Here is a 25,229-nt window from a genome sequence, read left to right on the forward strand (position 1 = left end):
CTTCCTCCTGGTGATGCCTAGAAAAATTCGAGGTAGCTTTTCAGCTCCCAGTCCGAGACATGACGCATGTATTCGAGCCATTCCATGCGCTTCAATTTGAGGAACTCATCGGCAACGGGGCCGAGCGCGTCGCAGATCAACCGGTCTGATTCGAGCGCGTCGAGTGCCTGTTCGAGGTTCTGCGGCAGCACGCCGATCTGGCGTTCCTGCAACTGTTGCGGCGACCACGTGTAGAGGTTTTCGTTAGCAGGCTGACCCGGCGACAGTTCGTGCTCGACGCCATCCAGCCCCGCTGCGATTACGGCCGCGGTCGCGAGATATGGATTGCAGGAGCCATCGGGCAGACGCAGTTCAATGCGCTCGCCGGGCATGCGCACCATCGTTGAGCGATTGTTGTCGCCGTAGCTGACATAGGCCGGCGCCCATGTCGCGCCCGTCAGCGAGCGGCCCACCACGAGGCGCTTGTACGAATTGACGGTTGGATTGCACAGCGCCGTCAACGCGGGCGCATGCGCGAGCAGTCCCGCCGTGAACTGATAGCCGAGCTTCGACAGACCCATGCCGAGCGGATCGCTTTTATCGGCGAACAGATTGCGCTCGCCATCGCCGATCGACATATGCATGTGCATCCCGTTGCCCGGACGGTTCGCGAACGGCTTCGGCATGAACGAGCAGATCATGCCGAGTTCGTTGGCGATCTCGGATGCGGCCATCTTGAAGAACACGTAGTGATCGCACGACGTCAGGCAATCGGTGTACGTGTAGTTGATTTCGAACTGACCGTTCGCGTCCTCGTGATCGATCTGATACACGTCGATGCCGACATCGCGCATCGATTCAGTGAGCTTTTCCAGGAAGACACGCGTGCGCGACAGACCCTTGTAGTCGTAGCAAGGCTTGGCGAGCGTATCGCTCGGATCGCACGGTTCGAGCACGCCCGACGCCGAGCGGCGCAACAGCGAGAACTCGGGTTCAAGGCCGGTAAAAAGCGTCCAGTTACGCTCCGTCATGCGCGCGATCTGCTTCTTCAGCGTCACGCGCGAATCGTAGGTCCACGGTTTGCCATCCACATGCCCGTCGCACACGATGCGCGCGAGCCCCGCTTGCCACGGCATCGGCGTGAGCGTCGACAGATCGCCGACGGCCATGAAGTCGGGACCGTTCGGCTCGATGCCGACGCCCCAGATCGCGAAACCGGCGAAGCCCGCGCCCGCCTTCAGCACGCTCTTCAGATGCGCAACGGGCACCGACTTCGCTTTTGCCACGCCGTGAATATCGACGAATTGCGCCAGCACGTATTTCACGCCCTGCTGTGAGAGCCAGGCTTGCGCGTCTTCCGCCGTCTCGAAGCGCGGCACGCTTCCTAGCTCGTTGACGGGCAGCTTGCTCGCGTCGTTCAGGTTCATCGCCACTCCTTGCAACAACATCCTTCGCTGGTTTGAAAAAGCCACGCGACCTGCGCATGACCCGGCTGCACGAGCATGCCGCGACGCCATCGGCGCACTGCAGGCATGTCCGCATGTTCGCGGCGGAATTTATTGTTATGCAACAATGATTCCCCACATGAAACCAATCGGGCGCGACTGAGCCTTCCCTGCGATACATGGCGCAACGTCGCGATCTGCTAACCTTGCCTTTTCATCGAGGCCAACCATGCAAAACGGGGACGACAGCAAATCACCGCTCGAACGCTATCTCGGCTCGACGATCCGCGAGTTGCGTCAGTCACATGGGCTGACCATCGCGCAGGTCGCCGAACAGGCCGGTATCAGCCGCGGGATGCTTTCGAAAATCGAAAACGCGCAGACTTCTACCGGACTCGACGTACTCAACCGCATTGCGCAGGCACTCGGCGTGTCGATGTCGACGCTGTTCCGCAACTTCGACGTGCCTCAGGGCGGCGCCCAGCTCGTCAAGAAGGGCGGCGGCATGGAGGTGGTCCGCAAGGGCACGAAACGCGGCCACACCTACCATCTGCTCGCCTACGACCAGGGACCGCGCAAACTCTTCGAACCGTTCCTGATCACGATGGAAGACGAAGCAGAACGCTTCCCCGTCTTCGAACACCCCGGCACGGAATTCATCCATATGCTCAAGGGCGTGATCGAATACCGCCACGGCCAGCAAACTTACATCCTGCATCCCGGCGACACGCTCACCTTCCGGGGCGACGTACCGCATGGTCCCGAACGGCTGATCAAAACGCCGATCCAGTTCCTGTCGATCTTCGTCTACTCCCAGCCTGCCGCCGAGTGAGCCGCACCTGCTTCGTCCTTCGTTATGCAACGTCTATGCCATGTTTATCAAAGGGAATCAAAAGTTCCTGCGAATAAACACTGGCGGCGCATTGCGGCATTCGGCTCCGTTCGACATCGTTTGCACTGCGATTGCGCCTGCCTGACTGCGGTGCGGCCGAATCGTGAATCTGGTGCGCATCTGCACTGACACGGTAAGGCCGGTTACGACGCTGTATCAGCGTTGCTTATAAAGTCTGCAGCGTGTCCAGCGCGCCTTCGATCATCGCGCGCACCACCGGCTGCACGCGTTCGGCGCGCGGCGGTTCATACGCGAAGGGCGCTTCTTCATGCATGTAAGTGGACTGGCACATCTCCAACTGGATTGCATGAATGCCGTCGCGCGGCGAACCGAAATGACGCGTGATATAGCCGCCTTTGAAGCGGCCATTCGCGATCCATGTAAAGCCACTTTGTGCAGCAGCCGATTCGGCGGCTGCCTGCAACGCAGGTGCAGCCGTGCGGCCGTCCTGCGTGCCGAGGTTCAGGTCGGGCAGCTTGCCGTCGAACAGACGCGGCAACACGCTCGCGATCGAATGCGCTTCCCACAGCAGCACATTCGCATGTCGTTCGCGCAGACGCGCGAGTTCCGCGCGCAGCGTGTCGTGATACGGCGTCCAGTATTGCGCGACACGCCGCTGCTTTTCATCCGGGTCCGGCTCACAGCCCGCGCGATAGACAGGCTCGCCGCGAAACGTCTCGGTCGGGCAAAGGCCTGTCGTGGTTTGCCCCGGATACAGGCTCTCGTCATTCGACGGGCGGTTCAGATCGATCACATAACGCGACACGTTCGCGCCGAGCAACGTCGCGCCCAACTCCTTCGACACGAAATCGTAGAGACGGTCGAGATGCCAGTCGGTGTCGACGAAGGTCAGCGCTGCGTCGGTATAGAGATGCCGCATCGCCGGCGGAATGCTATGTCCCAGATGTGGAATCGAAACCAGCAGCGGCGCATCGCCACGTTGCAACGTATACAGCTCATTCATTCGCATCACTCCATGAAGAATCAGCGCAGCGCGTCGTCGGGCAGTTGCGGCAACGCGCGCGCGAGCGCCGGTTGGATCGAGCGGTCGATCACGGCGCGCGTCAGCGTGACGATTTCACCAGCGAAGTCATCCCACTCGCCTTGCCGGTGCAGCACAAAAAAATCGCGTCGCCCGAGACGCCCCGACGGCAGTGGCAACACGGCTATCTCGTCGAGATAATGACGGGCCTGCCACAGGCACAGCGGCGTCGAGATCGCGAAGCCAAGGCGCGCCGCCACGAGGCTCAGCAGCGGATCGGTGGCATCGAATTCATAACGGCGCGGACTGTCGATACCCAGATGCCGCGCAAAGCGCTCCACCTGCTGGCCAATCACCGAGCGCGCCGTGTAACGGATCAACGGCAGTTCGGCGGCCAGCGTGCGCCAGTCCATCTGCGCGCGGCCCGCGATATGACTGCGCGCCACCACCGCGACGAACGCCTCGGAAAACAGCGGCACTTCGACGATGCGCGCATCGTTGAGCGTCGTCTGCGTGCACACGGCGATATCGAGTTCGCGGTCGTGCAACTGCTTCGACAGACCCGGCGTGAGTCCCGACCACAACGAAATCTGCCGCGTCGAATTGGACACCGCACGAATCAGTTCCGGACCGACCGTCGCCGCGAACGAATCGACGCAGCCAAGCCGCACGGGCAGTTTCCCCGCATTGGACGCATCGCCGATACGCGTGGTCACCATCTGCGCATGCTCGAGCAGCGGCCCCGCCAGTTCGAGCAGCGCGCGGCCCGCGATATTCGGGCGCGGCGGACGGCTGTCGCGGTCGAACAGCGTCATGCCCTGCTCGCGTTCCAGCGCCGACACGGCCTGGCTGATCGCGCTCTGGCTCACGCCCAACTGCTTCGCCGCGGCCGTCATCGATCCCGTCTCGCACACGGCGACGAAAGCCTGCAGCGCGCGCAGATCGATTGGCGTTTGGGTTCGTCTCATCCTGACTCCAGTGTCGTCGGCGGCCCAGCACGCGCCGCCCGGCGACGACGCATGGTGCCCCTTCAAAAACGTCCCGTACTCACGATGAGCGTTTTCGGGTACGCAGCATAAGTTTGCCTAATACAAAATTCGCGTGCGCTTTGGCTTTCTAGAATCGGCTCCATTGCCCTTCCAGAGGTCTCCATGAGCCACTATGACTTTGTCGTGATCGGCGCCGGCGTGATCGGCGCGTCGGTTGCCCACCATCTCGCCGCCCTTGGCGCGAAAAGCGTGCTCGTGCTCGAGCGCGGGACGATCGGCGCGGGCACGACGTCGCAGTCGTCGGGCTTGCTGCGCACGCACTATTCCGTGCGCCAGAACGTCGAGCTGGCGCGTTCGTCGTGGTGGGCGTTCAACAATTTCGCCGAATACGTCGGCGACGACGAAGCGTCGTGCGGACTCGTCAAATGCGGCTACATGATCTGCGCGCCCGAAGGCGACAAACTCGATCCGCTGCGCGCATCGCTCGATGCACAGCGCGATATGGGTATCGAAGTGCAACTGCTCGACCGCGATGAAGCGCGCGAGCGGCTGCCGATTGCCAGCTTCGACGATGCCGCCCTGATCGGCTACGAGCCCGAAGCCGGTTTCGCCGATGCGTATCTGGTCGCGACCAGCTTCGCCAGATCGGCGCGCCGCCGCGGCGTGAAGATTATCGAAGGCGCGACAGTGACGGGCGTGATCCGCGAAGGACGCCGCGTGGTCGGCGTCGAAACCAGCGCGGGAAACTTCAGTTGCGACACGCTGATCAGCACACAGAACATCTGGACGCCCGAACTGGCCGGCTGGATCGGCGTGCCGCTGCCCGTCAAACCGGAGCGCCATACCGTCCTCGCGCTCGAATGCGACGAAGGTGCGTACACGTTCAAGATGCCCGCGTTCAAGGATCTCGGCTCGCCGGGCATGCTGTATTTCCGCAGCTATGGCGGCACTCAGATGCTCGTCTCCGAAGGCGTGGTCGGCGAGACGCTCAATGCGCCCGAGACCGAACAGGGCGACATCTCGCTCGATTACGTCGCGGAAGTCGGCGCGCAGGTTGCCGGGCGTTTTCCCGCGTATGAAACGGCAGGACTCGCATCGTCGTGGACAGGTGTGTACGACGTCACGCCGGACTGGAATCCGGTGCTCGGGAACGTCGGCGATGTCGAAGGGCTGGTGGTCGGCTTTGGCTTCTCGGGCCATGGCTTCAAGCTCTCGCCCGGTATCGGCAAGCTGCTTGCCCAGCACGCGCTCGGCCAGCCAACGGATGTCTCGCTCGCGCCTTACGCGCTCGACCGCTTCTCGACGGGTGCGCTGCTCGTCGGCAAGTATGGTTCGGGCGCCGTGTCCTGATTTCGTGGAGTCTGTCATGACCATCAAGATTCTGGTTCCCGTCAAACGCGTCGTCGATCCGAATGTGCGCGTGCGCGTCAGCGCAGCCGGTTCGATCGATACCAACGGCCTGAAGATGTCGCTCAATCCGTTCGACGAATGCGCCGTTGAAAAAGCGCTGCAACTCAAGGAAGCGGGTCACGCCACCCATGTGACCGTCCTCACCTGCGGACAGTCGAACTGTCAGGACGTGCTGCGCACCGCGCTCGCCATCGGCGCCGACGATGCCGTACTGATCGATACGGGCGGAGCCACCGCGACACTCGATTCGCTGGCGGTCGCACGTTTGCTGCACGCGTATCTGTCGGCGCACGAGGGATACGGTCTCGTGCTGTGCGGCAAGCAGGCCATCGACGACGACACAGGCGGCGTCGCCGCGATGCTCGCGGGCCTGCTCGACTGGCCGCAGGCGCTCGACGCGAGCGCGATCGACGCGGACGCAAATGGCTGGCGCGTGACCTGCGGCGACGACGCGGGCACGGCGACGTGGCGTCTAGAAGGCGCAGCCGTCGTCAGCGCGGACCTGCGGCTTGCCGAGCCGCGGCGTGTGACGCTGCCGAGCATCGTCAAGGCGAAACAGAAGCCACTCAAGACGATCGATGCAGGCATCTTCAACGTGGATCTCGCGCCACGAACCCGCCTCGTTGGCTTGAGCGATCCGCCCGCGCGGCAGGCGGGCATCAAGGTCGCGGATACGGCCGCCTTGATCGAGGCGATCGCCGCGCAGCGTGTGTTCGAACAAACAGGAGTGGCAGCATGAGATCGCTCGTTCTGGTGGATATCGACAACGGCGTCGTCAGCGACGCGAGCCTGCGCGTGATCGGCGCAGCGCTGCAGATCGGCAAGCCTGTCGATCTGCTCGCCTTCGACACCGACGCTGCACAAGCAGCCGCGCAAATTGCGGGCGTGGAACAGGTGCTGCTGGCGGCGTTCGATACCGCGCCGACGGCTGAGTCACTCGCTGCCGTACTGCAAGGTGTTTCCGTTTCGGCAAACTATACGTTGATCGCTGCCGCGCATCGCGCGCTGGCTCGTGGCGCGTTTCCGCGCGCAGCGGCGCGTGCGGGTAGCGCGTTTCTCGCGGATGTCACGGGTGTATCCCGCGATGGCCACTTCGTGCGCGGTCTGTATGCGGGCAGCGTCGTGGCGAACGTCGCAAGCGAAGGTGCGCTGACGTTCGCGACGTTTCGCGCGTCGTCGTTTGCGCCGGTTGCACGCAACGGCGGACACGCCGCCGTCGTGACGCTCGAAGCACCGAAAGTCTTCGGCAACACGACGCTGATCGAGCGTCATGCGACGCAGCAGGCGGGACAGGATCTGTCGAGCGCACGTATCGTTGTGGCAGGCGGTCGCGGTCTCGCATCGAAAGAGAACATGGCGCGGCTGGGCGAACTGGCGGACAACATGGGCGCTGCGCTCGGCGCGTCGCGCGCCGCTGTCGATGCCGGCTATGCGCCCAACGCCGCGCAGGTCGGGCAGACGGGCAAGACGGTGGCGCCCGACGTCTATCTGGCCTTCGGCATCTCCGGCGCAATCCAGCATCTGGCGGGCATGAAGGATTCGAAGCTGATCGTCGCGGTCAACAAGGACCCGGATGCGCCGATCTTTTCGATCGCGGATGTCGGTCTCGTCGGCGATCTGTTCGAGACGGTCAGCGGACTCGAAGCCCGCGTCGCAGCGAGGAGCGCATGATGATCGACACACTGTCGCCCGATCGCGTGTCTGTGCAGCGTCATGGAACCACGGCGCGGCCTTCGCATCAGTCGATTCACTTCTTCGATTGCTCGAAACTTGCGCCTGAGCCATGGGCGAACGGCGGCGGCACGACCCGCACCGTCGCGCTGCAATCCGCCGACGATCACGCGGTCGACTGGCGCATCAGTATCGCGACGCTCAATGGAGCGTCGAGGTTTTCGCTGTTTCCCGGACTCGATCGCACGCTCCTGTTGCTCGATGAAGGCGCGGTGGATCTGCATTCGCAGGACGGCGCGTCCGTCGCCCGGCCTGGTCAGCCGGTGCAGTTTTCCGGTGATCTGCTGATGTGGGCGAGCATGTCCGTGCAGCCCGTGAACGTGCTCAACGTGATGACACGTCGTGGCACGTATCAGGCCGCGGTAAGCGTCGCGACGCACTCGTTGCGTGTCACGCCGGCGTCGACTCATATCGTGCTGTGTGTTGCGGGCGAATGGCGCGTCGGTAGCTCGCTGCTCAACAGCGTGTCGCTGCAGCCGATGACGGGCATCTGGTTCGAAGGCAGGCGTGAAGAGATCGACCTGCACGCGGTCGGGCTGGGCGCCAGGCTGGTTTCGATCGCGATTGCGGGCGTGGAGCGTTGATCGATGACGGATGCGAAGTGGGTCGAGCAATATGGGCCGCGCGAGTCGATGGAATATGAGGTGGTGATCGTCGGCGGCGGGCCGGCTGGACTGGCTGCGGCGATCCGGCTTAAGCAGCGTGCTGCGCAGAGTGGTGTCGAGATTGGCGTGTGTGTGCTCGAAAAGGGTTCGGAGATTGGCGCGCACATTCTGTCGGGCGCGGTGATGGACCCGCGCGCGCTTGGTGAACTGTTCCCCGACTGGAAAGACAAGGGCGCACCTTTGAGCGTCGAAGTCACGGAAGACCGCTTTTTGTTTCTCTCCGAAACGGGCGCGAAATCGGTGCCGAACTGGGCGCTGCCGGATAACTTCAAGAATCACGGCAACTATGTGATCTCGCTGGCGAATGTGACGCGGTGGCTGGGCCAGCAGGCTGAAGCGCTGGGCGTCGAGATTTTTCCGGGTTTTGCGGCGGCTGAAGTGCTCTATAACGACGACGGCTCGGTCAAGGGTGTCGCGACGGGCAATCTCGGCATCGGCAAGGACGGTGAGCCGACCGAAAACTTCCAGCTCGGCATGGAGCTGCACGCGAAGTACACGCTGTTCTGCGAAGGCGCGCGCGGGCATCTCGGACGCCAGCTGTCGGACAGGTTCAAGCTGCGCGATGGCGCGGACCCGCAGGTCTACGGTATCGGCATCAAGGAACTGTGGGAAATCGATCCGGCGAAACACAAGCCGGGTCTGGTGATCCACACGGCGGGCTGGCCTTTGGACTCGCAAACGTACGGCGGCTCATTCCTGTATCACATCGACAACAACCAGGTGATGGTTGGCTTTGTGGTTGGCCTGGGCTATTCGAATCCGTATCTGTCGCCGTTTGAAGAATTCCAGCGCTACAAGACGCATCCGGAAATCCGCAAGTTCCTCGAAGGCGGCAAGCGTGTGTCGTACGGTGCACGGGCGATCACGGCAGGCGGCCTGATGTCGCTGCCGAAGCTGGTTTTCCCGGGCGGCGCACTGGTTGGCGACGATGCGGGCTTCCTGAACGCCTCGCGGATCAAGGGTTCGCATGCGGCGATCAAGACGGGCATGCTCGCCGCCGACGCCACCTTCGACGCGGTGCAGGCCGGCCGTCACAACGATGAGCTGGCCGCGTATCCCGAGTCGTTCAAGACTTCGTGGCTGCACACCGAGCTTTACCGCGCGCGCAATTTCAAGCAGTGGATGAGCAAGGGCCTGTACCTCGGCACGCTGATGGTCGGCATCGAGCAGAAGCTGATGGGCGGCAATGTGCCGTGGACGCTGCATCACCAGCACTGGGACCACCAGATGCTGAAACCCGCGTCGCAATGCAAGCCGATCGAGTATCCGAAGCCGGATGGCAAGCTGACGTTCGATCGTCTTTCTTCGGTGTTCATCTCGAACACGAACCACCAGGAGAATCAGCCGGCTCACCTGACGCTCAAGGATCCGACAGTGCCCGTGAAGCTGAACCTGCAAACGTACGCCGGTCCTGAAGCACGTTTTTGCCCGGCAGGCGTCTACGAGTTCATTAAAACCGAAGAGAACGAAGACTGCTTGCAGATCAATGCGCAGAACTGCGTCCACTGCAAAACCTGCGACATCAAGGACCCGACGCAGAACATCGTGTGGGTGACGCCTGAGGGCGGTGGCGGGCCGAACTATCCGAACATGTAGCGGATTCGCTTCTGGTGCGAATGCGTCAGGGTGACTCCACCCCCTCGCTTGTCCGGAAACCTTGCGCATCTGACATTGGCGAGGCTCCGTGTTCGGTGAAAAATGGCGTTTTCAAGGAGTGCGACGACCATGCCTTACCTGCAACTCGACGTAACCGACCACTATTCAGTGGAGGACAAGCGGCGCCTGGCGCTGAAGATGAGCGAGACCTACGCGCGGATGATGTCGGTCGACATCAGGCGAATCAGCGTCGCGATTCGAGAGCTGGGCGATGGGGGTGTCTGGCGGATTCCCGAGGCCGGTGAAGAGCCCACCCCGGTCGCGGTCATGATGCTGGACATCCGAAGAGGCAGAGCGCCCGAACTGCGTATGGATGTGGCCAAAGCGCTGTGCGCGCACTGCATCGAAATTCTCGGCCTGCGTGAAGACCGGCTCAACGTCGAATTCACCCAGCATTCCGGGGATGAGATGTATCATCCGGCGCTGGGCGGCTATAGCCCGGAGTGGACGCCGGGCGAGCAGTAAGGCGAACTACGCTTAAAGCGCAAGGGGTGTGACACCCGACGCCCGCTGTATGGTTTGCGGTGGCTGACCGAATGCACGCAGGAACGCTTGACGCATCCGCTCCCGGTCACCAAAGCCTGTCTCTCGCGCAACGATCTCGATCGGGTGACGAGTCGTCTCCATCATCAGTCGAGCGGCTTCAACGCGAAGCCGCTCGACTGCCTTCGCGGGCGATTGACCCGTTTCCTCACGAAACACGCGGCTGAACTGACGCGGACTGAGCCGTGCTGCTTCGGCCAGCCGCTCGACCGACAAATCGCTCGCCAGGTTTTCGCTCGCGTAGGCAAGTGCCATCTGAACGCGGTCTGAGCGCGGACCCATTTCCAGCAGCGCCGAGAACTGCGACTGACCGCCACCGCGACGCTGATAAAGCACGAGCTTGCGCGCGACCATGCGCGACGTGTCAAGCCCGAAGTCGTTTTCAACGATCGCAAGCGCGAGATCCACGCCGGCGCTCATGCCGGCCGAGGTCCAGATCTGTCCATCCACCACGAAGATGCGGTCTTCTTCGAGCTGCACGTTCGGATACTGCTTCTGGAAGTCACGCGCGTGGAACCAGTGTGTCGTTGCGCGCTTTCCTTCCAGCAGACCTGCAGCAGCCAGAACAAATGCACCGGTACAGATCGACGCAATTCGCCGTGACCGGCGCGGCGCTTCCCGAAGGTAATCCACCAGCGCAGCCGAGGGAAGGCGGCATTCGTTGTCGCCCGCCACGATGAGGGTGTCGTAGCCCTCTGCGGCAAGTGGTTCGCTATGAACCGAAAACCCCTGGGACGAAGCGACAGGTCCGCCGTGCTCGGACACGATGCTGAACTCGTAAGCAGCTTCGCCGCGCAGCAGATTGGCGTATTCGAAGACGCTCGCCACAGCGAGCGCGAGCGACTGGAAGTTGGGATAGACGACGAGTCCGACGGTATGCATTGATGCCTCGCGAGTCATGGCCTGATTCGTTGAAGGTAGCACATAACGGACAGCATTGTGGATGAAAGCATGACCGAAATCCTTGCATATATGACATTGAGGTCGCGCGCGGCCGAGGTCAGAATTCGATCCATGAACTGACGCCCTGTTGGTTCAACCACTCACTCAAAGGATTGAAAATGACTTCCTCTACGAACGGTTTCGCGCTGATCACGGGCGCATCGGCTGGCATTGGCGCCATCTACGCTGATCGTCTCGCCAGGCGCGGCTTCGACCTTATTCTGGTGGCACGCAACCAGGCCCGACTGAACGCTCTCGCAGAGCGTCTTACGAAAGAGACCGGCCGCTCGATCGAAACGATTGCCGCCGATCTCAACGACAAGGCTGCGCTCGCGAAAATCGAGACCCTGCTTCGCGAAGACCCGCGCATCACGATGCTGGTGAACAACGCGGGCGTCGGCTCGGTCGCATCGGTTCTCGATGGTCACGTCGACTCCATGGAGTCGATGATCAACCTGAATATCACGGCACTGACGCGTCTCACCTACGCGGTTGCGCCCGCGTTCGTCGCCAAAGGCTCGGGCACCATCATCAACATCAGTTCGGTGGTCGGCATTGCAGTCGAGCTGCTGAACGGCGTGTACAGCGCCTCGAAATCGTACGTGCTGAGCTTCGGCCATGCGCTTCAGCGCGACCTCGCAGGCAAGGGCGTGCGTGTGCAGACCGTGCTGCCGGCAGCGACGGCAACCGATTTCTGGGACGTCGCCGGCTATGCGAAGCAAAAGGAAGCCGCGAGCACGATGACAGCCGACGATCTGGTGGATGCCGCGCTCGCGGGCCTGGATCAGGGTGAACTCGTGACCATCCCGACGCTGCACGATGGTGACGACTGGACGAAGTGGGAAGCCGACCGTCGCGCGCTGGCTCCCCGGTTCGCGAACGCCAAGGCCGCGCCGCGCTACACGTCGAACGCCACGCCCGCCCAGTAGGTCCGGCAACGCGTATTGCAAAAAAGCGTGATCGTGAACCTCCCTAAACTCGGCCGCTGCGCTCGCGATGGCCACGGCCTTTGCCTTGCCGGTGCGCGCTTCGGCACAGTCACGCGGCAAGGTTCTCGCTGCGATGTCGAGCGCGCATGAGCTCGACCTGCGCGATGCCAAGCACTACGAGACGGGCTACTACCTGAACGAGGAACACGGGCGGCACGATTGATCCGCCGACGCCGGTCGGCAACATCGCTGCGACGATCGAGGCGCCCAACCGTTCCATCACGTCGAACGGCGTGATACAGAACGACGGCAATTATCGGGACATCGGTAACGCTGACCGGCCAGAAGCTCATCAACGGCATCACGACCGCGAACACCTACACACCGCGTGCGAATGCGCCGTCGCAGGTGACTTCGCTGAGCCCGGCGGTGGGCAGTCTCAATCCGCAGGCGCTGCTCGACAATCTGCCTGCGAACCTGCAGCCCGGGTCGACGCGGTTTTACTACAACCCGCACGAAGAAGACCTGATGCTCTAGCAGGCGACGCTACAGCAGACGGGCAAGGCCAGCTTCATCGATGGACTGAGCTACGACAGCAAGGCGGGCACATCGGTGACGGAACAGGAGAAGGCCTACCTGATTCAGAACGCGCTCGATACGCGAAAACCAATAGAGTCTGTCCGCATCAACCAGCCTGGTCTACCGTGCAGATTCGCACGAGGTATGCAAGCGGGATGCAGAACTGGAACCTGGAGTGTTAAACAGTAGTGCATGAGATGACGCATAAGTTGAACGTGAAAATGCATGCATCGGCAACGCTTTGTCAAGAATCGCTTGCTCGGTGTCTCAGCGCATTAAAGCAAAACGACGTTCGTGCCGATAACACCGATGCGACTATGCAGACGTCGTTGACGCTACACCAATGCAGTATCCCTCAAGGGGAGGTGCAAAGATGGCTGTTGGGCGGCAATGGCACAAAATAACTGTAACTGAGAGATCGATATGAAAGTCATTGCTATCACTACTTCGCTCATCAGCGCCATGCTTCTCACGGCATGTGCCGGCAACCCGACGATGACGCAACTTCCGCCGGATCGCGGCCATGATGTAACTGTCGCGCTTGCGAACGGCGTAAGCGACCTGCAGATTGACTCGGGAACTTTCAATATCTCCGACGAGGCGAAGAAGGAACTGCTTGGAGCGTTTCACACGGAGATGACGAAGATCGGCATCCCGGTCTCAGCAACGGGTGCGCCAGTGATACTGCGCGTGAGCGAATTCAAGACCCGCCCGGTGGCTGCTCGAATCCTTCTTGGCGTTTTGTCGGGAAGTGATCACATCAAGGGAACCGTGTCGGTCGCAGGAACCGGTTTTGATGTGTCAGACACGGGTATCTCAGTCGTGGGTGGGCTGGGAGTGGTCGCGAGAAACGTGGGTACGCAAACCGCAGACGGCATCGGTCAACTCGCAGGCGTAGCGACGAAGTGAGCCCGACGGTGCACTGTCTCGGATCTCACTGATCCCTGGCAGGAGGTTTGGCTCTGCCCGGACGAGTTCGGCAACACTCTTCCCATATGCCTCTGCCCATGGACCGGGCGGAGATGCCGCCCGTGCCCTCAACGAGCTGGGTAGCGAATGGATATGGACGTTTTGGGCATTGTCACCTGCCGAGGCGATGTGCGTTTATTGCGAACCCGTCGGCTACGGGAAGTACACGTCCCTATCCGAACAAGATCTCCTTCCATATCCGCAAGAGCGGTATGAGTGCAGGGTCGCGTAATTGAACTGCAAGTGATCGATGCTTACGCGTCGGCCCAGCGCCCTTGAGTCGGTCGGTGGGAGCCTCGGGAAATAGCCGGCCAAATTCGGCCGGTCGACGGCGCCGACACAATCCGCGACAATCGGACCGAAACAGTTTCGTTTTGCCTATGTACTGCCCTTACTGCTCTGCACAGTTGGGCGACGCCTGTGGACGGGATCATTGTTCAGCATTTCCGTTCGAGATCAATTCGAGCAGCTTGCATTGAGCGCGGCAGTTCTGCCCTCGGGGAATATGCCGTAAAAGCTTGGAAAATGGTTTTGCCCCTGCTGTGGCAAGCAAACTGACGACCGATTTTGCGCAACGTGCGGCCGGGTGATTACAGTTCGGCTTGCGCGCGAATTGTTGGAGTTGAATCCGCACTGACGACTATAAAGCGATATTGATGATAAACCCTCGCTGCCTAATCGACCCATATCTTCATGGCAACTCGGATACGGCCTGGAACAGCTTCCGCTTCGTAGCAAATTTGTGCATGAGGTGACGAGACTCTCTGCTACTTACCTTGCGACATCGAACGACCGATTTGCGAAGAATTGGGTGACTGCAGTGGGACGGGTTTTCCTTTTGCATGGGAGCGGCGCCCGAGGTAATCGCCGCGCCCGGTCGTGGGGCACTGGTCGGCCGCAAACAGCCGTTCAGCACCGGCGCCTCCATCGCCGACAATCCCAGCGTGACAACGAGTGGACGATTGAAGCCGACACACTGGTCGTCACGCGTTTCGCCAAGCAGCACGTGAGAAAACTGCAACGGCGTGAGATAGTCGGTGTCCGCCTTGTAGATCAACACATCACACTGACCTGAACGTAACGGATGATTGTCCGCATTGCCGTTGAGGACGGGCAACAACCACGCCGTGTCCGCGCCGGACTTGAACGAAACGATATCGCCCGTGGCAACATCGAACGCTTGATCTCCGCCGTGATTGGTGTACAGGACGCTGATCGACTGTTCGATCAGGTCCGTGATTTGCAGCTTGTCGTGTTTGACGACCAGCACGTCGGCCCAGGCTGACGTAATGATTGTCGCAAGAAACGCGGCGGCGAGCGATGCAAGTCGAAAATTCATACGTGGATTTCAGTTAACGACGTTGAGACGTATAGTCCACGGTGACAGCAGTGGTCATGTTACCGTCATGCGGATTAAACGTCGTGTTGCGCCATGTCCACGTCGTCGCCCAGAAAACGTGCGATGTAGTGTGCATGCCCTGGCGCTCGAAAAAGCCGAAGCCGCCGCCGTTGACGAGCACCGATACGCGCCCAATAGCAGCGAAGCGGTTTTTCGAGCGCGTGCTCGCTTCCTGTGGTGAAGTACTGCGCAAGATTGTCACGGATCAGCTACGCAGCTATCCGGCGGCGAAGGCCGACATCCCCGAACTGACTGACGTCAGGCATATCTTCGTCAAGGCAGCGGCTCGCGTGAACAACCGCGCGGATAACAGCCATCAACCAACCCGCGAACGGAAGCATCGGATGCGCGGCTTTCGTGGCCGGAAACGTACCCAGGCTGTCCTGTCGAGCTTCGGACCGATCCGGCAACACTTTGCGCTCAAGCGACATCTGCTGCGCGCTTCGCTCTACCGCAAACAGCTTGGCGAGCGCTTTGCCAGGTGGCATCGCTTTACTGGGTTGGTCCATAATCCGTCTGCCGTCTGAGCAGACTCGCGCGAACTGTACTTTCGCGTCGTCAGCGATTTAACTCGACAACGCCCGTGCAGCCAAGCTCATTCGCGAGCCGCACCATCATCGCATCGCAACGCGCAAGTTGTTCCAGCGTGACAAACTCGTCGGGCTTGTGTCCTTGATCCATGCTGCCGGGGCCGCACACTACCGCAGGAATGCCGGCGGCGTCGTACAACCCGCCTTCCGTACCGAACGCCACGGTGCCGAACGCACGCGTTTCTGCCTGCACGCCGCTGATCGACGCGATCAGCCGCGCGCCGTCGCTGTCCGGGTCGGTGGCGAGTCCCGGATAGGCGTTGAGCTCCTCGAAACGAATGTCGGTATCCGGTTGCACCGCGCGCATTTTGGGCAAGAGCGTCTCGCTCGCATAGGTTTCGAGTTCCCGCGCCACGCTGCCTATGTCGAAGCCTGGCACCGCACGCACTTCGAAGTCGAAATCGCACTCGGCCGGCACGATATTGAGCGCGCGTCCGCCGCGAATCAGCCCCGCTTGCACGGTCGAAAACGGCGGGTCGAACCGATCGTCGCGATGCTCAGGATGCGCGAGCGTTTCGCCGATCTCCTCGAGTTTTCCGATCAAGCGCGACGCATAGTGAATGGCATTGACGCCATACGGCGCATACGCCGAATGACACGCCGCGCCGCGCACGCAGCAGCGCACCGCCATCTTCCCTTTATGGCCGAGCACCGGCTGCATCTCTGTCGGTTCGCCAATGATGCATACGCGCGGCCGAAGACCGCGCTCCTGCAATGCCGCCAACAACGGTCGTACGCCCACGCAACCAATCTCTTCGTCGTACGAAAACGCGAGATGTAGCGGCACCGCGAGCGATCCCGACCGGGCACGCTCGACGAACAGCGGCACGGCCGTCAGCACCGAGGCGAGATAGCCTTTCATGTCGGCGGTACCGCGTCCGTAGAGGCGACCGTCTCTCTCGGTGAGTTCGAACGGCGTGACAGTCCAGTTCTGTCCGTCCACGGGTACAACGTCGGTGTGTCCCGAGAGCACGATGCCGCCATCTTTCACCGGCCCAATCGTCGCGAAAAGATTGGCTTTCGTGCGCTCCGCGTCATAGAACAACTCACTCTCGACGCCGACATCGCTCAAATAAGCCTGAATGAATTCGACGAGCGCGAGGTTCGAATCGCGGCTCACGGTCGGGAATCCCACCAGCTTCGCCAGCATGGCCTTGCTCGAAAGCGTATTCATCGCTTGATCCGAATAACAGGAGAGTGAGTTTTCATCCGCCCGTCACGCCTTTTGATACGCCAGGTAACTGCGCTGGAGTGCAATGTGATCAGCAATGTATTTCGCGTCGTGCCACACGCCGTAGATAAACGACGAAGCACGATTGGTCAATTCTGGCAGACCCAAAAAGTACACACCGGTTTCCGCCGAAATGCCGCGCTTGTGGAACGGCATACCGTTTTCGTCGAAGGCGTCCACGTCCAGCCAGCTGAAATCGAACTTGAAACCCGTGGCCCAAAGAATCGTCTTCACGCCCGCCTTCGCGAGATCGAGTTGAAGAATCGGCTGCACGATACATGCGGGATTGTCGAGCAGATTCCACGCTTCGGGTTCAGGCGGCAGATCAAGACCGTTACGCTCGACATAGGCATCGGCATCGCGCAGCACGTCGAAATAGGCCTCGTCGCCCTCGGCGATGTTCGCAGCGAGATCGTCGGCAATATGCAGCACGCCGTTCTCGTAGCCCTTCGTCAAACCGAGCACCGTGATGCCGCTGTGCGCGAGACGGCGAAAGTCCATCGTCTTGCCGCCGTCGTAGCCGCTCACGGCGAACGCCACGTGCTTCTTCTTCGGCTTGATCTTGATCTCGTCCCACTTGCCGAGTACACCCAACCACCACACGTAGTCGCGGTCACGATACGAACGCGGCGGACGGTAATGCTCGCCGATCGAGAGATACACGGTTCTGCCGCTCGCACGCAGTTCTTCCGCGATCTGCGAACCCGACGCGCCGCCGCCCACGACCAGCACTGCGCCGTCTTCGAGTTGACCCGGATTTTTATACGCCGACGAATGAAGTTGCTGAATGCCTGCATCGGCGGGAACGATGTTCGGATATTGCGGCACCTGAAATGGACCGGTCGCGGCCACCACGCGCTGCGCCTCGATCACGCCTTCCGAAGTCGCGATGATAAAGCCAGGCCGATTCTCGCAGCGCTTCACGTGCCTGACTTCCACGCCGGTACGCACTGGTGCCTTGATCATCTTCGCGTAATCCTCGAAGTATTGCGCCATGCGCTCCTTCGGCGGGAAGACGTCCGGGCCGACATCGTCGAATTCGAGGTTCGGAAAGCGGTCGTGCCACGCCGGGCCGTTGGCGACCAGCGAATCCCAGCGCTCCGAGCGCCAGCGTTCCGCCACGCGCTTGCGTTCAAGAACGATATGAGGGACGTTCATCTGCGTGAGGTGCTCGCTCATGGCAATTCCGGACTGTCCGGCGCCGATCACCAGCGTATCGATTGCTTCAACTGACATGTTTGACCCTGAAAGAGGACTGAGATTGAACAGGCGGTTCATTGGATGGGAAGTGTGCTCAAGGTCCGCGCCGCTGATAACCAGCATTTTTGAAGGCGAGACTTCGGAAAAACCAAAGAGGTCGCCCGGCGCTTCGCGCGCTCCTCCGTTTTTCCGACGCCTGCCCTCAAGATTCGCAAACGGCATCCGCTCGCTTTTCTCGTATCCTTCGATGCAAGTTTTTATCCGGTAACGCCACGCATCGAGCGCGCAGACAAAAGACTTCCATGAAATCCGACGATTCCTCCGCACGCAGTCCCGCCCGCCCATCGACGTCCGGCTCGCCGGTTGCCGTCAGCATGGAAGGCGTGGTCGCGAAGTACCGCGAGCAGACCATCCTGCACGATCTGTCGCTCAAAATCGGTCAAGGCGAATTCATCACGCTGCTCGGCCCCTCGGGTTGCGGCAAGACCACGCTGCTCAATCTGATTGCAGGCTTCACGCAGGCGAATAATGGCGAGATCTTTATCGACGGCAATCTCGTCACCGACCTGCCACCGCACGAGCGCGAAATCGGCATCGTGTTCCAGAACTACGCGTTGTTTCCGCACATGGATGTCGCGCGCAATATCGGTTACGGGCTGCGCATGCGCGGCGTGCCGAACGCCGAAATCGCGCAGCGCGTGGAAGCGGCCATGCAGCTCGTCAAGCTGGGCGGGCTCGGCCATCGCAAGCCGCGCGAACTTTCGGGCGGCCAGCAGCAGCGCGTCGCGCTCGCACGCGCGCTGGTCATCAAGCCGAAGGTGCTTCTGCTCGACGAACCGTTCTCGGCGCTCGACAAGAGCCTGCGCGGCGCGATGCAGGTGGAGATTCGCGAGATCCAGCGCGAACTCGGCGTAACGACCGTGTTCGTCACGCACGATCAGGGCGAAGCGCTCAGCATGTCTGATCGCATCGCGGTGATGTCGCGCGGACGCATTTGCCAGATCGCCACGCCCGACGAGGTGTATCGCCGCCCGACCGATCCGTTCGTGGCGTCGTTCCTCGGCGACGTGAACATCCTGCCCTCGCATTTTCACGGCGAAGACGCCACGCATCTGCATCTGCGCCTCGGCGGTGGTATCGTGAGCCTGGAGCGCGAGCGCCTCGTGGGCGGGGAGCACGGCGGCGGCCGCATGGATATTTACGTGCGCCCCGAACATATTCACTTCGAGCCGCTGGGGGCGGATTCGGTGCTCACGGGCACCGTGGTCAATCACGTGTTCCAAGGCGACCACGTCGATACCTATGTCGATATAAACGTCGTCGCCGACGGTTCCCAGCGCGTCATGGTGCGCACGTCAGGCCTCGATTCGATCGAGCGCTTCCCGATCGGCACGGTCACCGCGCTGGCGCTGCCGCCGCGCAACATGACCGTATTCCCCGAAGCCACAGCTTGAACGCGCCCGTCATGATGATTCCACTTTCCATGCAAGCCGTCGTCGCCCGCGAACCGGGTGGCCCCGAAGTGCTCGCGCTCGCCGAGCGCGCCGTGCCTACGCCCGGCCCCGGTCAGGTGCTGCTACGCGTGCGCGCGGCGGGCGTCAACCGGCCCGACATCATGCAGCGCGAAGGCCGCGCCAAACCCGCGCCCGGCGCCACCGATGTGCTCGGTCTCGAAGCGTGCGGCGAAGTCGCCGCGTGCGGCGCCGGCGTGCACCGCTTCGCACCGGGCGCGCGCGTCATGGCACTGTTGCCCGGCGGCGGTTACGCGCCGTGGTGCCTCGCCGACGCGAATCACTGCCTGCCCGTGCCCGCCACGCTCGACGACGCTGAAGCCGCCGCGTTACCCGAAGGCCTGTTCACCATCTGGCACAACCTGTTCGAACTCGGCGCACTCAAGATGGGCGAAACCGTGCTGATTCACGGCGCGGCCGGCGGTATCGGCACCCTTGCGATTCGCATGGCGCACGCGGCGGGCGCGACCGTCATCGCCACGGCCGCACGCAGCGACCGGCTCGACACGCTGCGCGACATGGGCGCGGCGCTCGCGCTCTCTTATCGCGAGACCGACTTCGTCGCGGCATGCGACGAAGCCACTCAGGGGCGCGGCGTCGACGTCGTGCTCGACATGGTCGGCGGTGATTACGTGCGCCGCAATCTCGACGCACTCGCATTTGGTGGACGTCATCTCAGCCTCTCGTTCCTGCAGGGCTCGCAAGTCAACATCGAATTACTGACGCTCATGCAAAAGCAACTGAGCCTGCATTCGTCCACGCTGCGCCCGCAAGCCGACGAAGAAAAATCCCGTATGGCGCGCCTAATCGAGCGCCACGTGCTGCCACTCGTCGCCGACGGCCGCGTGCGTCCGCGTGTGCACCAACGCTTAGCGCTCGCCGAAGCTTCCGAAGCGCATCGTCTGCTCGAATGCGGCGACGTGTTCGGCAAACTGGCGCTCGTGCCATGAGCGACATGCAACTGCTCCACGCGCCCACTTCGCCCTATGTCCGCAAGGTCATGGTCAGCGCGCACCTTTTGGGACTCGCCGAACGCATCGCGCTGCTGCCGAGCGCCGCGAATCCGATCGTACGCGACAGCCGCATTGCCGCGCACAATCCGCTCGCGAAAGTGCCCACGTTGATTCTCGCCAACGGGCACGCGCTCTACGACAGCCGCGTGATCTGCGAATATCTCGACAGTCTTGCGCCCGCCTACGGTTTGTTTCCGCAGAGCGGCCCGCTGCGTTGGCTCGCGCTTAGCCATCAAGCGCTCGGCGACGGCCTGCTCGACGCCGCCCTGCTAGCGCGCTACGAATACACGGCGCGCAAGGCCGAAAAACAATCGCACGACTGGCGCGCCGCGCAGTTGACGAAGGTACACGCGTGCCTTGCGGAGATTGAAAAAGACGCGCCCGCGCTCGCCACGGAACACCTCACCATCGGCGAAGTCACGCTCGGCTGCTCGCTGGGCTACCTTGACTTCCGCTTTCCTGAACTCGCATGGCGCGACGCCCATCCCGAATCGGCGCGCTGGCATGCTCAGGTTCACGCGCTGCCCGCCCTGCAAGTCACACTTCCTTACGAGCTTTGAACGCACGCTCATGACCGACATTTCTTCGACGCAAACCGTCTGGTTTCTGAACGGCCCCAACGCGAATCTCTACGGGCTCGACGCCAACCACGTGTATGGCAGCGACAGCTATCTCACGCTCAAGGCTCGCTGCGAAGGGAAGGCCGCCTCGCTCGGGCTCGCGCTAAATTTCGTGCAATCGAACTGGGAGGGCCAACTGGTCGACTGGATTCAGGAAGCGCGCGGCACGGCCAGCGGCATCATCATCAACGCGGCGGGCCTGACCTATTCTTCCGTGCCCATTCTCGACGCGCTGCTGTCCTTCCCCGGAAAGATCGTTGAAGTGCATATGAGCAACATCTGGCGCCGCGAGAGCTTCCGGCATCACTCGTATATTTCGAAAGCCGCCGACGGCGTGATCGCCGGTTTGGGCGGCGACGGCTACGAGTTTGCCATCGAGGCCATGTCCCGTTTGATCCAGCGCCCGGTATGAGCATGATTCCCGAGGATACCTCTCACGGCACGCTCGTTTTTTATAGCAATTTCGACGACTTCGACACGTGGAAGCGCGCACTGCAAACGCAGCTTCGCGGCTTGCGGGTGGTACGCGCGAACGAAGTCACCGATCCGCGCGAGATTCACTTCGCGCTGGTGTGGAAACCGCCCGCTGGCTTTTTCCAGTCGATGACGAACCTGAAGCTGATCGTCAATCTCGGCGCAGGCGTCGATTCGCTCACCGCGCGCGACGACTTGCCCGCGCACGTGCCGATCACGCGCATCAGCGATCCGAACATGGCACGCATGATGGCCGGCTACGTGCTGTTCGCCACACTGCGGCACGCGCGTGAGATTCCGCATTTCGAAGCGGCGCAACGGCGCGGCGAATGGGCGTACCGGCATCCGCGCAATCCCGAGGACATTCGCGCGGCCGTGCTCGGTTTGGGCGAACTGGGCGCGCTCGCCGCGAGCGAGTTGCGACGCCAGGGCTTGACGGTGCTCGGCTGGTCGCGCAGCCCGCGCGAGATCGACGGCGTGCAGTGTCACTCGGGCATGGACACGCTCGATAGCGTGCTCGGTCAGGTCGATATTCTCATCATCATGTTGCCGCTTACCGCCGATACACACGGCTTGCTCGATCGCGACCGGCTTTCGAAATTGCCTCGCGGCGCCGCCATCGTTAATGTGGCGCGCGGCGCGATTGTCGATCAGCCTGCGCTCACGGCGTTGTTGCAAAGCGGTCATATCGGTTCGGCCACGCTCGACGTGTTCGAGAAAGAGCCGCTGCCGAGCGACGATCCGCTGTGGTCGATGCCGAATGTACTCATCACACCGCATCTCGCTTCCGTGGCGATTCCCGCTTCGGCCGCTCGGCAGGTCGCCGCCAATCTACTGTGCGTGTCCAGCGGGGAAAGCCTCACAAGTCAGGTCGATGTGCGGCGCGGTTATTGAGCAAGGTTAGATCGTCGTGGCTGCTTCCTGCACCGCCATGCCATGCACGGCCAGCAAGGCGGGCGTGAGATCAGTGGGTTCCGCGCCCCCCAAGCTACGCATGCAAGTCTGCATTCCTTGTGCAGCATAGCGAGCACGTCGGTGGCGCCAGAACGCCCCGCCGCCGCGAGTCCATAGAGGGGTGCGCGGCCGAGCAGCGCGCCATGCGCGCCCAACGCCACGGCCTTCGCGATATCGCTGCAGCGCCGAATGCTCCCATCGACGAATACTTCCGCCCTGCGCGGCGCTTCGCTCACGGTTTGCGCGAGCAGATCCAGCAGGCTACGCACACCGTCGGGTTGCCGTCCCGCGTGATCCGGGAGCACGGTGCAACCAACATCGTGTTCGAACCCGCGGCGCGCATCGCTCACGCTTTGGTATCGAGCGCGAGGCAGGACCGCCGTATCGCGCAGAATCAGATGGCGCGCGCCGGCGCGGCGCAATTCTCCACGCTGATGCACCCCTACGCGCGCGGCGCGCACGCTTCTTCCGCGTCGCGGCGAAATATGCCGCTGATGCCGCGGGGTCCGACCACGGCGAGCCATGCCGCTGCGCGGCCCGCGAGCGTCGTGCACGTGTCGAGCGTGGGCACGTCGCGCAGCACGTGCGGCTCGACGCCAGCGCCTTGAGTGCGGCGCGATTGCGGTGCAGCGTGAGTTCGCTTGCGGCACCGCCCTCGTGATACCCGAAGGCGAACTTCGGCAGAAAGCGTCGCGCCGCGAGATGATAGTTCGCCACATCCGAGAAAATCATGCGTGTCCTTCTCGCGCGTGGCCGCTCAAGGGCTTTCCTCGATATTCAGGATCTTGCCAAGACCGAGGAAGTAATTGGCGAACGCGAGCAAACTGGCCGTCACGACGATATACACCACGGAAAGCGCCGCCAGCGTGGGATCGGCGAACTCGCGCACGTAGTTGTACATGGTCACGGGCAGCGTTTGCGTGCTTTCTGTCGTGATAAACAGCGAGGCCGTGAATTCGTTGAACGACAGAATCGCCGCGAACAGCCAGCCGCCGAACAAGCCCGGCCCGAGCAGCGGCACCACCACCGTGAACAGTACTTTCATGGGGGGCGCGCCAAGGCTGGCCGCCGCGTGTTCGAGCCGCTCGTCGAGGTTTTCCATCGACACATAAACGCTGCGCAACACGAATGGCAGCACCAGAATCACGTGGCACAGAATGAGGATCGCATAGCCGCGATCGAGCCCGACTTGAGCGACCAGAATCAGCAGCCCCAAACCGATGGTGAATTGCGGCACGACCATCGGCATCATCAAGATGGCTTGCAGCGCGTCCTTGCCCTTGAAGTCGAGCCGCTTGACCGTAATGGCTATGCCCGTGCCAATCACCAGTGCGATCAGGGAAGCCCAGAACGTGACGACCAGACTCGAATGAAAGCCCGACTGAAAGTCGGAGTACGTAAGCACGCGTGCGAACCATTGCAGCGACCAATGCTTGGGCGGAAACGCAAGTATCGCCTTGTCGTTGAACGCAGCCAGCGTCACCACGATGACCGGCAACAACATGAACGCGAGAATCGCCGCAATCAACAGCGGGCCGGCAACGCGCAACGGCCAGGGCAAGCCGTGTCTGATTTTCATCTCAATGTCCTCCAATCCGTTTGAGGCGCACGGTGAGTTTGCCGAATACCAGCAACGAAACCGCGGTGAGCGCGAGGCCGATAACGCTGAGGCTCGCCGCCAGCGGAAAATTCAATGAAGACAAGCCAAGCTGATACACCAAGGTGGAAAGTGTCGGCACGCGGCCCCCGCCGATCATCTGCGGCGTGGCGAACGCGCTGAATGTCCAGGCGAAGGCCGTGGTCGAACTCGCGAGAATGCCGGGCATGGAAAGCGGCAGCGTCACGGTCACGAAAATCTTCACGGGATTCGCGCCCAGACTCTGCGCCGCGCGCTCGTAGTCGCGGTTGATGTGCGAAATGGCGGCGCCGAGCATGAGCACGGTCACGGGAATCGTCACGTGCACGAGCGCGAGCACCACGCCAAAATGCGTGAACATCAGGTCGATAGGCCATTCGATCAGCCCGAGCTTGCGCAGCACCGTGTTGACGAAGCCGTTGCTGCCGAGCACTACCGTCCACGAGTAGGTGCGCACGATCTCGCCGAGAAATAGCGGCGTGAGCGACATGATGAGAATCACCGACTTGAGCGCGCGATTGCGCACACGCACGAGCGCATACGCGAGCGGATACGCGAGCAGCAGCGAAAACACCATCGTTTCTACGCTCAGGCAGAGCGTATTGCCCAGAGCGCTCAAATAGATGGACTTCATGAGCCCGGAGAAATTGTCCAGTGTGAAGCCGCCCACGTCGAGCGAGCCCGGAACATAAGTGCGCAGGCTAAACTGCAATACGGTCATCAAGGCCGAACATGTGCCGATCGCCACGATCACCGCGGGCGAGATCAGCCATCCCTTCAGCCTGCTATACATATTCATGGTGTCAATCGCTAGTGTTTGCTGTTCCTGCTTCGCTGATACGGAAAGGCTGCTCGCGCGACGCCCCGAAAGCCACGAGTGCGTTCGGGGC

24 protein-coding genes and 3 pseudogenes are annotated in these 25,229 nt (G+C 61.8%); 17 read left to right on the plus strand and 10 right to left on the minus strand.

Annotation, left to right across the window (positions count from 1 at the left end):
• Positions 1-17: 17 nt before the first annotated feature.
• Positions 18-1,406, minus strand: coding sequence for a type III glutamate--ammonia ligase (gene glnT, locus C2L66_RS37165; RefSeq protein WP_176056924.1), 1,389 nt, complete (start codon positions 1,404-1,406; stop codon positions 18-20).
• 247 nt (positions 1,407-1,653) lie between these two features.
• Here glnT and C2L66_RS37170 point away from each other — a divergent pair, with 247 nt between their 5' ends.
• Positions 1,654-2,256 carry a helix-turn-helix domain-containing protein gene (locus C2L66_RS37170; protein ID WP_054931109.1) on the plus strand — a complete coding sequence of 201 codons (603 nt, stop codon included), beginning with the start codon at positions 1,654-1,656 and terminating at the stop codon, positions 2,254-2,256.
• 226 nt (positions 2,257-2,482) lie between these two features.
• Here C2L66_RS37170 and hutG read toward each other — a convergent pair whose 3' ends face one another.
• A complete protein-coding gene (gene hutG / locus C2L66_RS37175; RefSeq protein WP_060609050.1) occupies positions 2,483-3,280 on the minus strand; it encodes an N-formylglutamate deformylase in 798 nt (265 codons plus the stop codon).
• A 20-nt stretch (positions 3,281-3,300) separates the two neighbouring features.
• A complete protein-coding gene (locus tag C2L66_RS37180) occupies positions 3,301-4,266 on the minus strand; it encodes a LysR family transcriptional regulator (protein WP_054931147.1) in 966 nt (321 codons plus the stop codon).
• Between the two features lie 183 nt (positions 4,267-4,449).
• Between C2L66_RS37180 and C2L66_RS37185 the strand changes: the two genes are divergently transcribed.
• From C2L66_RS37185 to C2L66_RS37210, 6 genes are all read left to right on the plus strand, one after another.
• The gene (locus tag C2L66_RS37185; protein WP_060609053.1) at positions 4,450-5,637 is read left to right on the plus strand and encodes an NAD(P)/FAD-dependent oxidoreductase; all 1,188 of its coding nucleotides are present in this window, start codon (positions 4,450-4,452) and stop codon (positions 5,635-5,637) included.
• 22 nt (positions 5,638-5,659) lie between these two features.
• Positions 5,660-6,436 (plus strand): electron transfer flavoprotein subunit beta/FixA family protein, encoded by a 777-nt coding sequence (locus C2L66_RS37190; protein WP_060610569.1) that lies wholly within the window; start codon positions 5,660-5,662, stop codon positions 6,434-6,436.
• Positions 6,433-7,368 carry an electron transfer flavoprotein subunit alpha/FixB family protein gene (locus C2L66_RS37195; protein WP_060609055.1) on the plus strand — a complete coding sequence of 312 codons (936 nt, stop codon included), beginning with the start codon at positions 6,433-6,435 and terminating at the stop codon, positions 7,366-7,368. The genes C2L66_RS37190 and C2L66_RS37195 overlap by 4 nt, the downstream gene beginning before the upstream one ends.
• Entirely contained in the window at positions 7,365-8,012 is a 648-nt protein-coding gene (locus C2L66_RS37200) for a HutD/Ves family protein (RefSeq protein ID WP_082670513.1), read from the plus strand. The genes C2L66_RS37195 and C2L66_RS37200 overlap by 4 nt, the downstream gene beginning before the upstream one ends.
• A 3-nt stretch (positions 8,013-8,015) precedes the next feature.
• Positions 8,016-9,689 carry an electron transfer flavoprotein-ubiquinone oxidoreductase gene (locus C2L66_RS37205; protein ID WP_060609058.1) on the plus strand — a complete coding sequence of 558 codons (1,674 nt, stop codon included), beginning with the start codon at positions 8,016-8,018 and terminating at the stop codon, positions 9,687-9,689.
• A gap of 129 nt (positions 9,690-9,818) precedes the next feature.
• Positions 9,819-10,214: a tautomerase family protein gene (locus C2L66_RS37210; RefSeq protein ID WP_060609060.1), complete on the plus strand. Its 396-nt coding sequence runs from the start codon at positions 9,819-9,821 to the stop codon at positions 10,212-10,214.
• A 12-nt stretch (positions 10,215-10,226) separates the two neighbouring features.
• On the opposite strand, the gene C2L66_RS37215 is transcribed toward C2L66_RS37210, so the two are convergent.
• Positions 10,227-11,174, minus strand: a complete 948-nt coding sequence (locus C2L66_RS37215) for a GlxA family transcriptional regulator (protein WP_060609063.1) — start codon at positions 11,172-11,174, stop codon at positions 10,227-10,229.
• 179 nt (positions 11,175-11,353) lie between these two features.
• On the opposite strand from C2L66_RS37215, the gene C2L66_RS37220 reads away from it, so the two are divergent.
• The 4 genes and pseudogenes from C2L66_RS37220 to C2L66_RS37235 all read left to right on the plus strand — a co-directional run bounded on the left by C2L66_RS37220 (position 11,354) and on the right by C2L66_RS37235 (position 13,651).
• Complete coding sequence (locus tag C2L66_RS37220; RefSeq protein ID WP_060609065.1) at positions 11,354-12,163, plus strand: SDR family NAD(P)-dependent oxidoreductase; 810 nt, start codon at positions 11,354-11,356, stop codon at positions 12,161-12,163.
• A 67-nt stretch (positions 12,164-12,230) separates the two neighbouring features.
• Positions 12,231-12,386 carry a hypothetical protein gene (locus tag C2L66_RS37225; RefSeq protein ID WP_233445066.1) on the plus strand — a complete coding sequence of 52 codons (156 nt, stop codon included), beginning with the start codon at positions 12,231-12,233 and terminating at the stop codon, positions 12,384-12,386.
• Positions 12,367-12,829, plus strand: a pseudogene (locus C2L66_RS42455) (DUF637 domain-containing protein); the annotation flags it as partial. The gene C2L66_RS37225 and the pseudogene C2L66_RS42455, both read left to right, overlap by 20 nt.
• 336 nt (positions 12,830-13,165) lie before the next feature.
• Positions 13,166-13,651 (plus strand): hypothetical protein, encoded by a 486-nt coding sequence (locus tag C2L66_RS37235; RefSeq protein WP_054931117.1) that lies wholly within the window; start codon positions 13,166-13,168, stop codon positions 13,649-13,651.
• A 751-nt stretch (positions 13,652-14,402) separates the two neighbouring features.
• On the opposite strand, the gene C2L66_RS37245 is transcribed toward C2L66_RS37235, so the two are convergent.
• Positions 14,403-15,050, minus strand: a complete 648-nt coding sequence (locus C2L66_RS37245; RefSeq protein ID WP_060609068.1) for a hypothetical protein — start codon at positions 15,048-15,050, stop codon at positions 14,403-14,405.
• A 197-nt stretch (positions 15,051-15,247) separates the two neighbouring features.
• On the opposite strand from C2L66_RS37245, the pseudogene C2L66_RS37250 reads away from it, so the two are divergent.
• Positions 15,248-15,637: pseudogene (locus tag C2L66_RS37250) on the plus strand (DDE-type integrase/transposase/recombinase); the annotation flags it as partial.
• A 31-nt stretch (positions 15,638-15,668) separates the two neighbouring features.
• On the opposite strand, the gene argE reads toward C2L66_RS37250, so the two are convergent.
• Positions 15,669-16,874, minus strand: a complete 1,206-nt coding sequence (argE, locus tag C2L66_RS37255) for an acetylornithine deacetylase (protein WP_060609073.1) — start codon at positions 16,872-16,874, stop codon at positions 15,669-15,671.
• Positions 16,875-16,916: 42 nt separating this feature from the next.
• Positions 16,917-18,167 carry a flavin-containing monooxygenase gene (locus C2L66_RS37260; RefSeq protein WP_060609076.1) on the minus strand — a complete coding sequence of 417 codons (1,251 nt, stop codon included), beginning with the start codon at positions 18,165-18,167 and terminating at the stop codon, positions 16,917-16,919.
• 266 nt (positions 18,168-18,433) lie between these two features.
• On the opposite strand from C2L66_RS37260, the gene C2L66_RS37265 reads away from it, so the two are divergent.
• From C2L66_RS37265 to C2L66_RS37285, 5 genes are read left to right on the plus strand one after another with little or no spacing between them, the layout of a single operon-like run.
• Positions 18,434-19,585: an ABC transporter ATP-binding protein gene (locus C2L66_RS37265; RefSeq protein WP_060609078.1), complete on the plus strand. Its 1,152-nt coding sequence runs from the start codon at positions 18,434-18,436 to the stop codon at positions 19,583-19,585.
• A gap of 11 nt (positions 19,586-19,596) precedes the next feature.
• The gene (locus C2L66_RS37270) at positions 19,597-20,592 is read left to right on the plus strand and encodes an NAD(P)H-quinone oxidoreductase (RefSeq protein WP_224102114.1); all 996 of its coding nucleotides are present in this window, start codon (positions 19,597-19,599) and stop codon (positions 20,590-20,592) included.
• Between the two features lie 5 nt (positions 20,593-20,597).
• Positions 20,598-21,215, plus strand: coding sequence for a glutathione S-transferase (locus C2L66_RS37275; RefSeq protein WP_054931152.1), 618 nt, complete (start codon positions 20,598-20,600; stop codon positions 21,213-21,215).
• 10 nt (positions 21,216-21,225) lie between these two features.
• Complete coding sequence (locus C2L66_RS37280) at positions 21,226-21,687, plus strand: type II 3-dehydroquinate dehydratase (RefSeq protein ID WP_176056923.1); 462 nt, start codon at positions 21,226-21,228, stop codon at positions 21,685-21,687.
• Positions 21,684-22,643: a 2-hydroxyacid dehydrogenase gene (locus C2L66_RS37285; RefSeq protein ID WP_233445067.1), complete on the plus strand. Its 960-nt coding sequence runs from the start codon at positions 21,684-21,686 to the stop codon at positions 22,641-22,643. Before C2L66_RS37280 ends, C2L66_RS37285 begins: the two co-directional genes overlap by 4 nt.
• A gap of 140 nt (positions 22,644-22,783) precedes the next feature.
• Here C2L66_RS37285 and C2L66_RS42025 read toward each other — a convergent pair.
• From C2L66_RS42025 to C2L66_RS37300, 3 genes and pseudogenes are all read right to left on the minus strand, one after another.
• A pseudogene (locus C2L66_RS42025) lies at positions 22,784-23,422 on the minus strand (alpha-hydroxy-acid oxidizing protein); the annotation flags it as partial.
• Positions 23,423-23,460: 38 nt separating this feature from the next.
• Positions 23,461-24,282: an ABC transporter permease gene (locus tag C2L66_RS37295; protein WP_060609084.1), complete on the minus strand. Its 822-nt coding sequence runs from the start codon at positions 24,280-24,282 to the stop codon at positions 23,461-23,463.
• 1 nt (position 24,283) lies between these two features.
• Complete coding sequence (locus tag C2L66_RS37300) at positions 24,284-25,138, minus strand: ABC transporter permease (protein WP_054931124.1); 855 nt, start codon at positions 25,136-25,138, stop codon at positions 24,284-24,286.
• Between the last annotated feature and the right edge of the window lie 91 nt (positions 25,139-25,229).

Source organism: Paraburkholderia caribensis, assembly GCF_002902945.1.
GTDB classification, from domain to species: Bacteria; Pseudomonadota; Gammaproteobacteria; order Burkholderiales; family Burkholderiaceae; genus Paraburkholderia; species Paraburkholderia caribensis.

Excerpts from the sequence above, each read along its gene's own strand:
- C2L66_RS37270 (WP_224102114.1), top strand. The coding sequence starts at position 19,597 with ATGATGATTCCACTTTCCATGCAAGCCGTCGTCGCCCGCGAACCGGGT.
- C2L66_RS37265 (WP_060609078.1), top strand. The coding sequence starts at position 18,434 with ATGAAATCCGACGATTCCTCCGCACGCAGTCCCGCCCGCCCATCGACG.
- C2L66_RS37220 (WP_060609065.1), top strand. The coding sequence starts at position 11,354 with ATGACTTCCTCTACGAACGGTTTCGCGCTGATCACGGGCGCATCGGCT.
- C2L66_RS37215 (WP_060609063.1), bottom strand. The coding sequence starts at position 11,174 with ATGCATACCGTCGGACTCGTCGTCTATCCCAACTTCCAGTCGCTCGCG.
- C2L66_RS37210 (WP_060609060.1), top strand. The coding sequence starts at position 9,819 with ATGCCTTACCTGCAACTCGACGTAACCGACCACTATTCAGTGGAGGAC.
- C2L66_RS37260 (WP_060609076.1), bottom strand. The coding sequence starts at position 18,167 with ATGTCAGTTGAAGCAATCGATACGCTGGTGATCGGCGCCGGACAGTCC.
- C2L66_RS37275 (WP_054931152.1), top strand. The coding sequence starts at position 20,598 with ATGCAACTGCTCCACGCGCCCACTTCGCCCTATGTCCGCAAGGTCATG.
- C2L66_RS37280 (WP_176056923.1), top strand. The coding sequence starts at position 21,226 with ATGACCGACATTTCTTCGACGCAAACCGTCTGGTTTCTGAACGGCCCC.
- argE (WP_060609073.1), bottom strand. The coding sequence starts at position 16,874 with ATGAATACGCTTTCGAGCAAGGCCATGCTGGCGAAGCTGGTGGGATTC.
- glnT (WP_176056924.1), bottom strand. The coding sequence starts at position 1,406 with ATGAACCTGAACGACGCGAGCAAGCTGCCCGTCAACGAGCTAGGAAGC.
- C2L66_RS37300 (WP_054931124.1), bottom strand. The coding sequence starts at position 25,138 with ATGAATATGTATAGCAGGCTGAAGGGATGGCTGATCTCGCCCGCGGTG.
- C2L66_RS37295 (WP_060609084.1), bottom strand. The coding sequence starts at position 24,282 with ATGAAAATCAGACACGGCTTGCCCTGGCCGTTGCGCGTTGCCGGCCCG.
- C2L66_RS37245 (WP_060609068.1), bottom strand. The coding sequence starts at position 15,050 with ATGAATTTTCGACTTGCATCGCTCGCCGCCGCGTTTCTTGCGACAATC.
- C2L66_RS37180 (WP_054931147.1), bottom strand. The coding sequence starts at position 4,266 with ATGAGACGAACCCAAACGCCAATCGATCTGCGCGCGCTGCAGGCTTTC.
- hutG (WP_060609050.1), bottom strand. The coding sequence starts at position 3,280 with ATGAATGAGCTGTATACGTTGCAACGTGGCGATGCGCCGCTGCTGGTT.
- C2L66_RS37235 (WP_054931117.1), top strand. The coding sequence starts at position 13,166 with ATGAAAGTCATTGCTATCACTACTTCGCTCATCAGCGCCATGCTTCTC.
- C2L66_RS37285 (WP_233445067.1), top strand. The coding sequence starts at position 21,684 with ATGAGCATGATTCCCGAGGATACCTCTCACGGCACGCTCGTTTTTTAT.
- C2L66_RS37205 (WP_060609058.1), top strand. The coding sequence starts at position 8,016 with ATGACGGATGCGAAGTGGGTCGAGCAATATGGGCCGCGCGAGTCGATG.
- C2L66_RS37195 (WP_060609055.1), top strand. The coding sequence starts at position 6,433 with ATGAGATCGCTCGTTCTGGTGGATATCGACAACGGCGTCGTCAGCGAC.
- C2L66_RS37185 (WP_060609053.1), top strand. The coding sequence starts at position 4,450 with ATGAGCCACTATGACTTTGTCGTGATCGGCGCCGGCGTGATCGGCGCG.
- C2L66_RS37170 (WP_054931109.1), top strand. The coding sequence starts at position 1,654 with ATGCAAAACGGGGACGACAGCAAATCACCGCTCGAACGCTATCTCGGC.
- C2L66_RS37200 (WP_082670513.1), top strand. The coding sequence starts at position 7,365 with ATGATGATCGACACACTGTCGCCCGATCGCGTGTCTGTGCAGCGTCAT.
- C2L66_RS37225 (WP_233445066.1), top strand. The coding sequence starts at position 12,231 with ATGGCCACGGCCTTTGCCTTGCCGGTGCGCGCTTCGGCACAGTCACGC.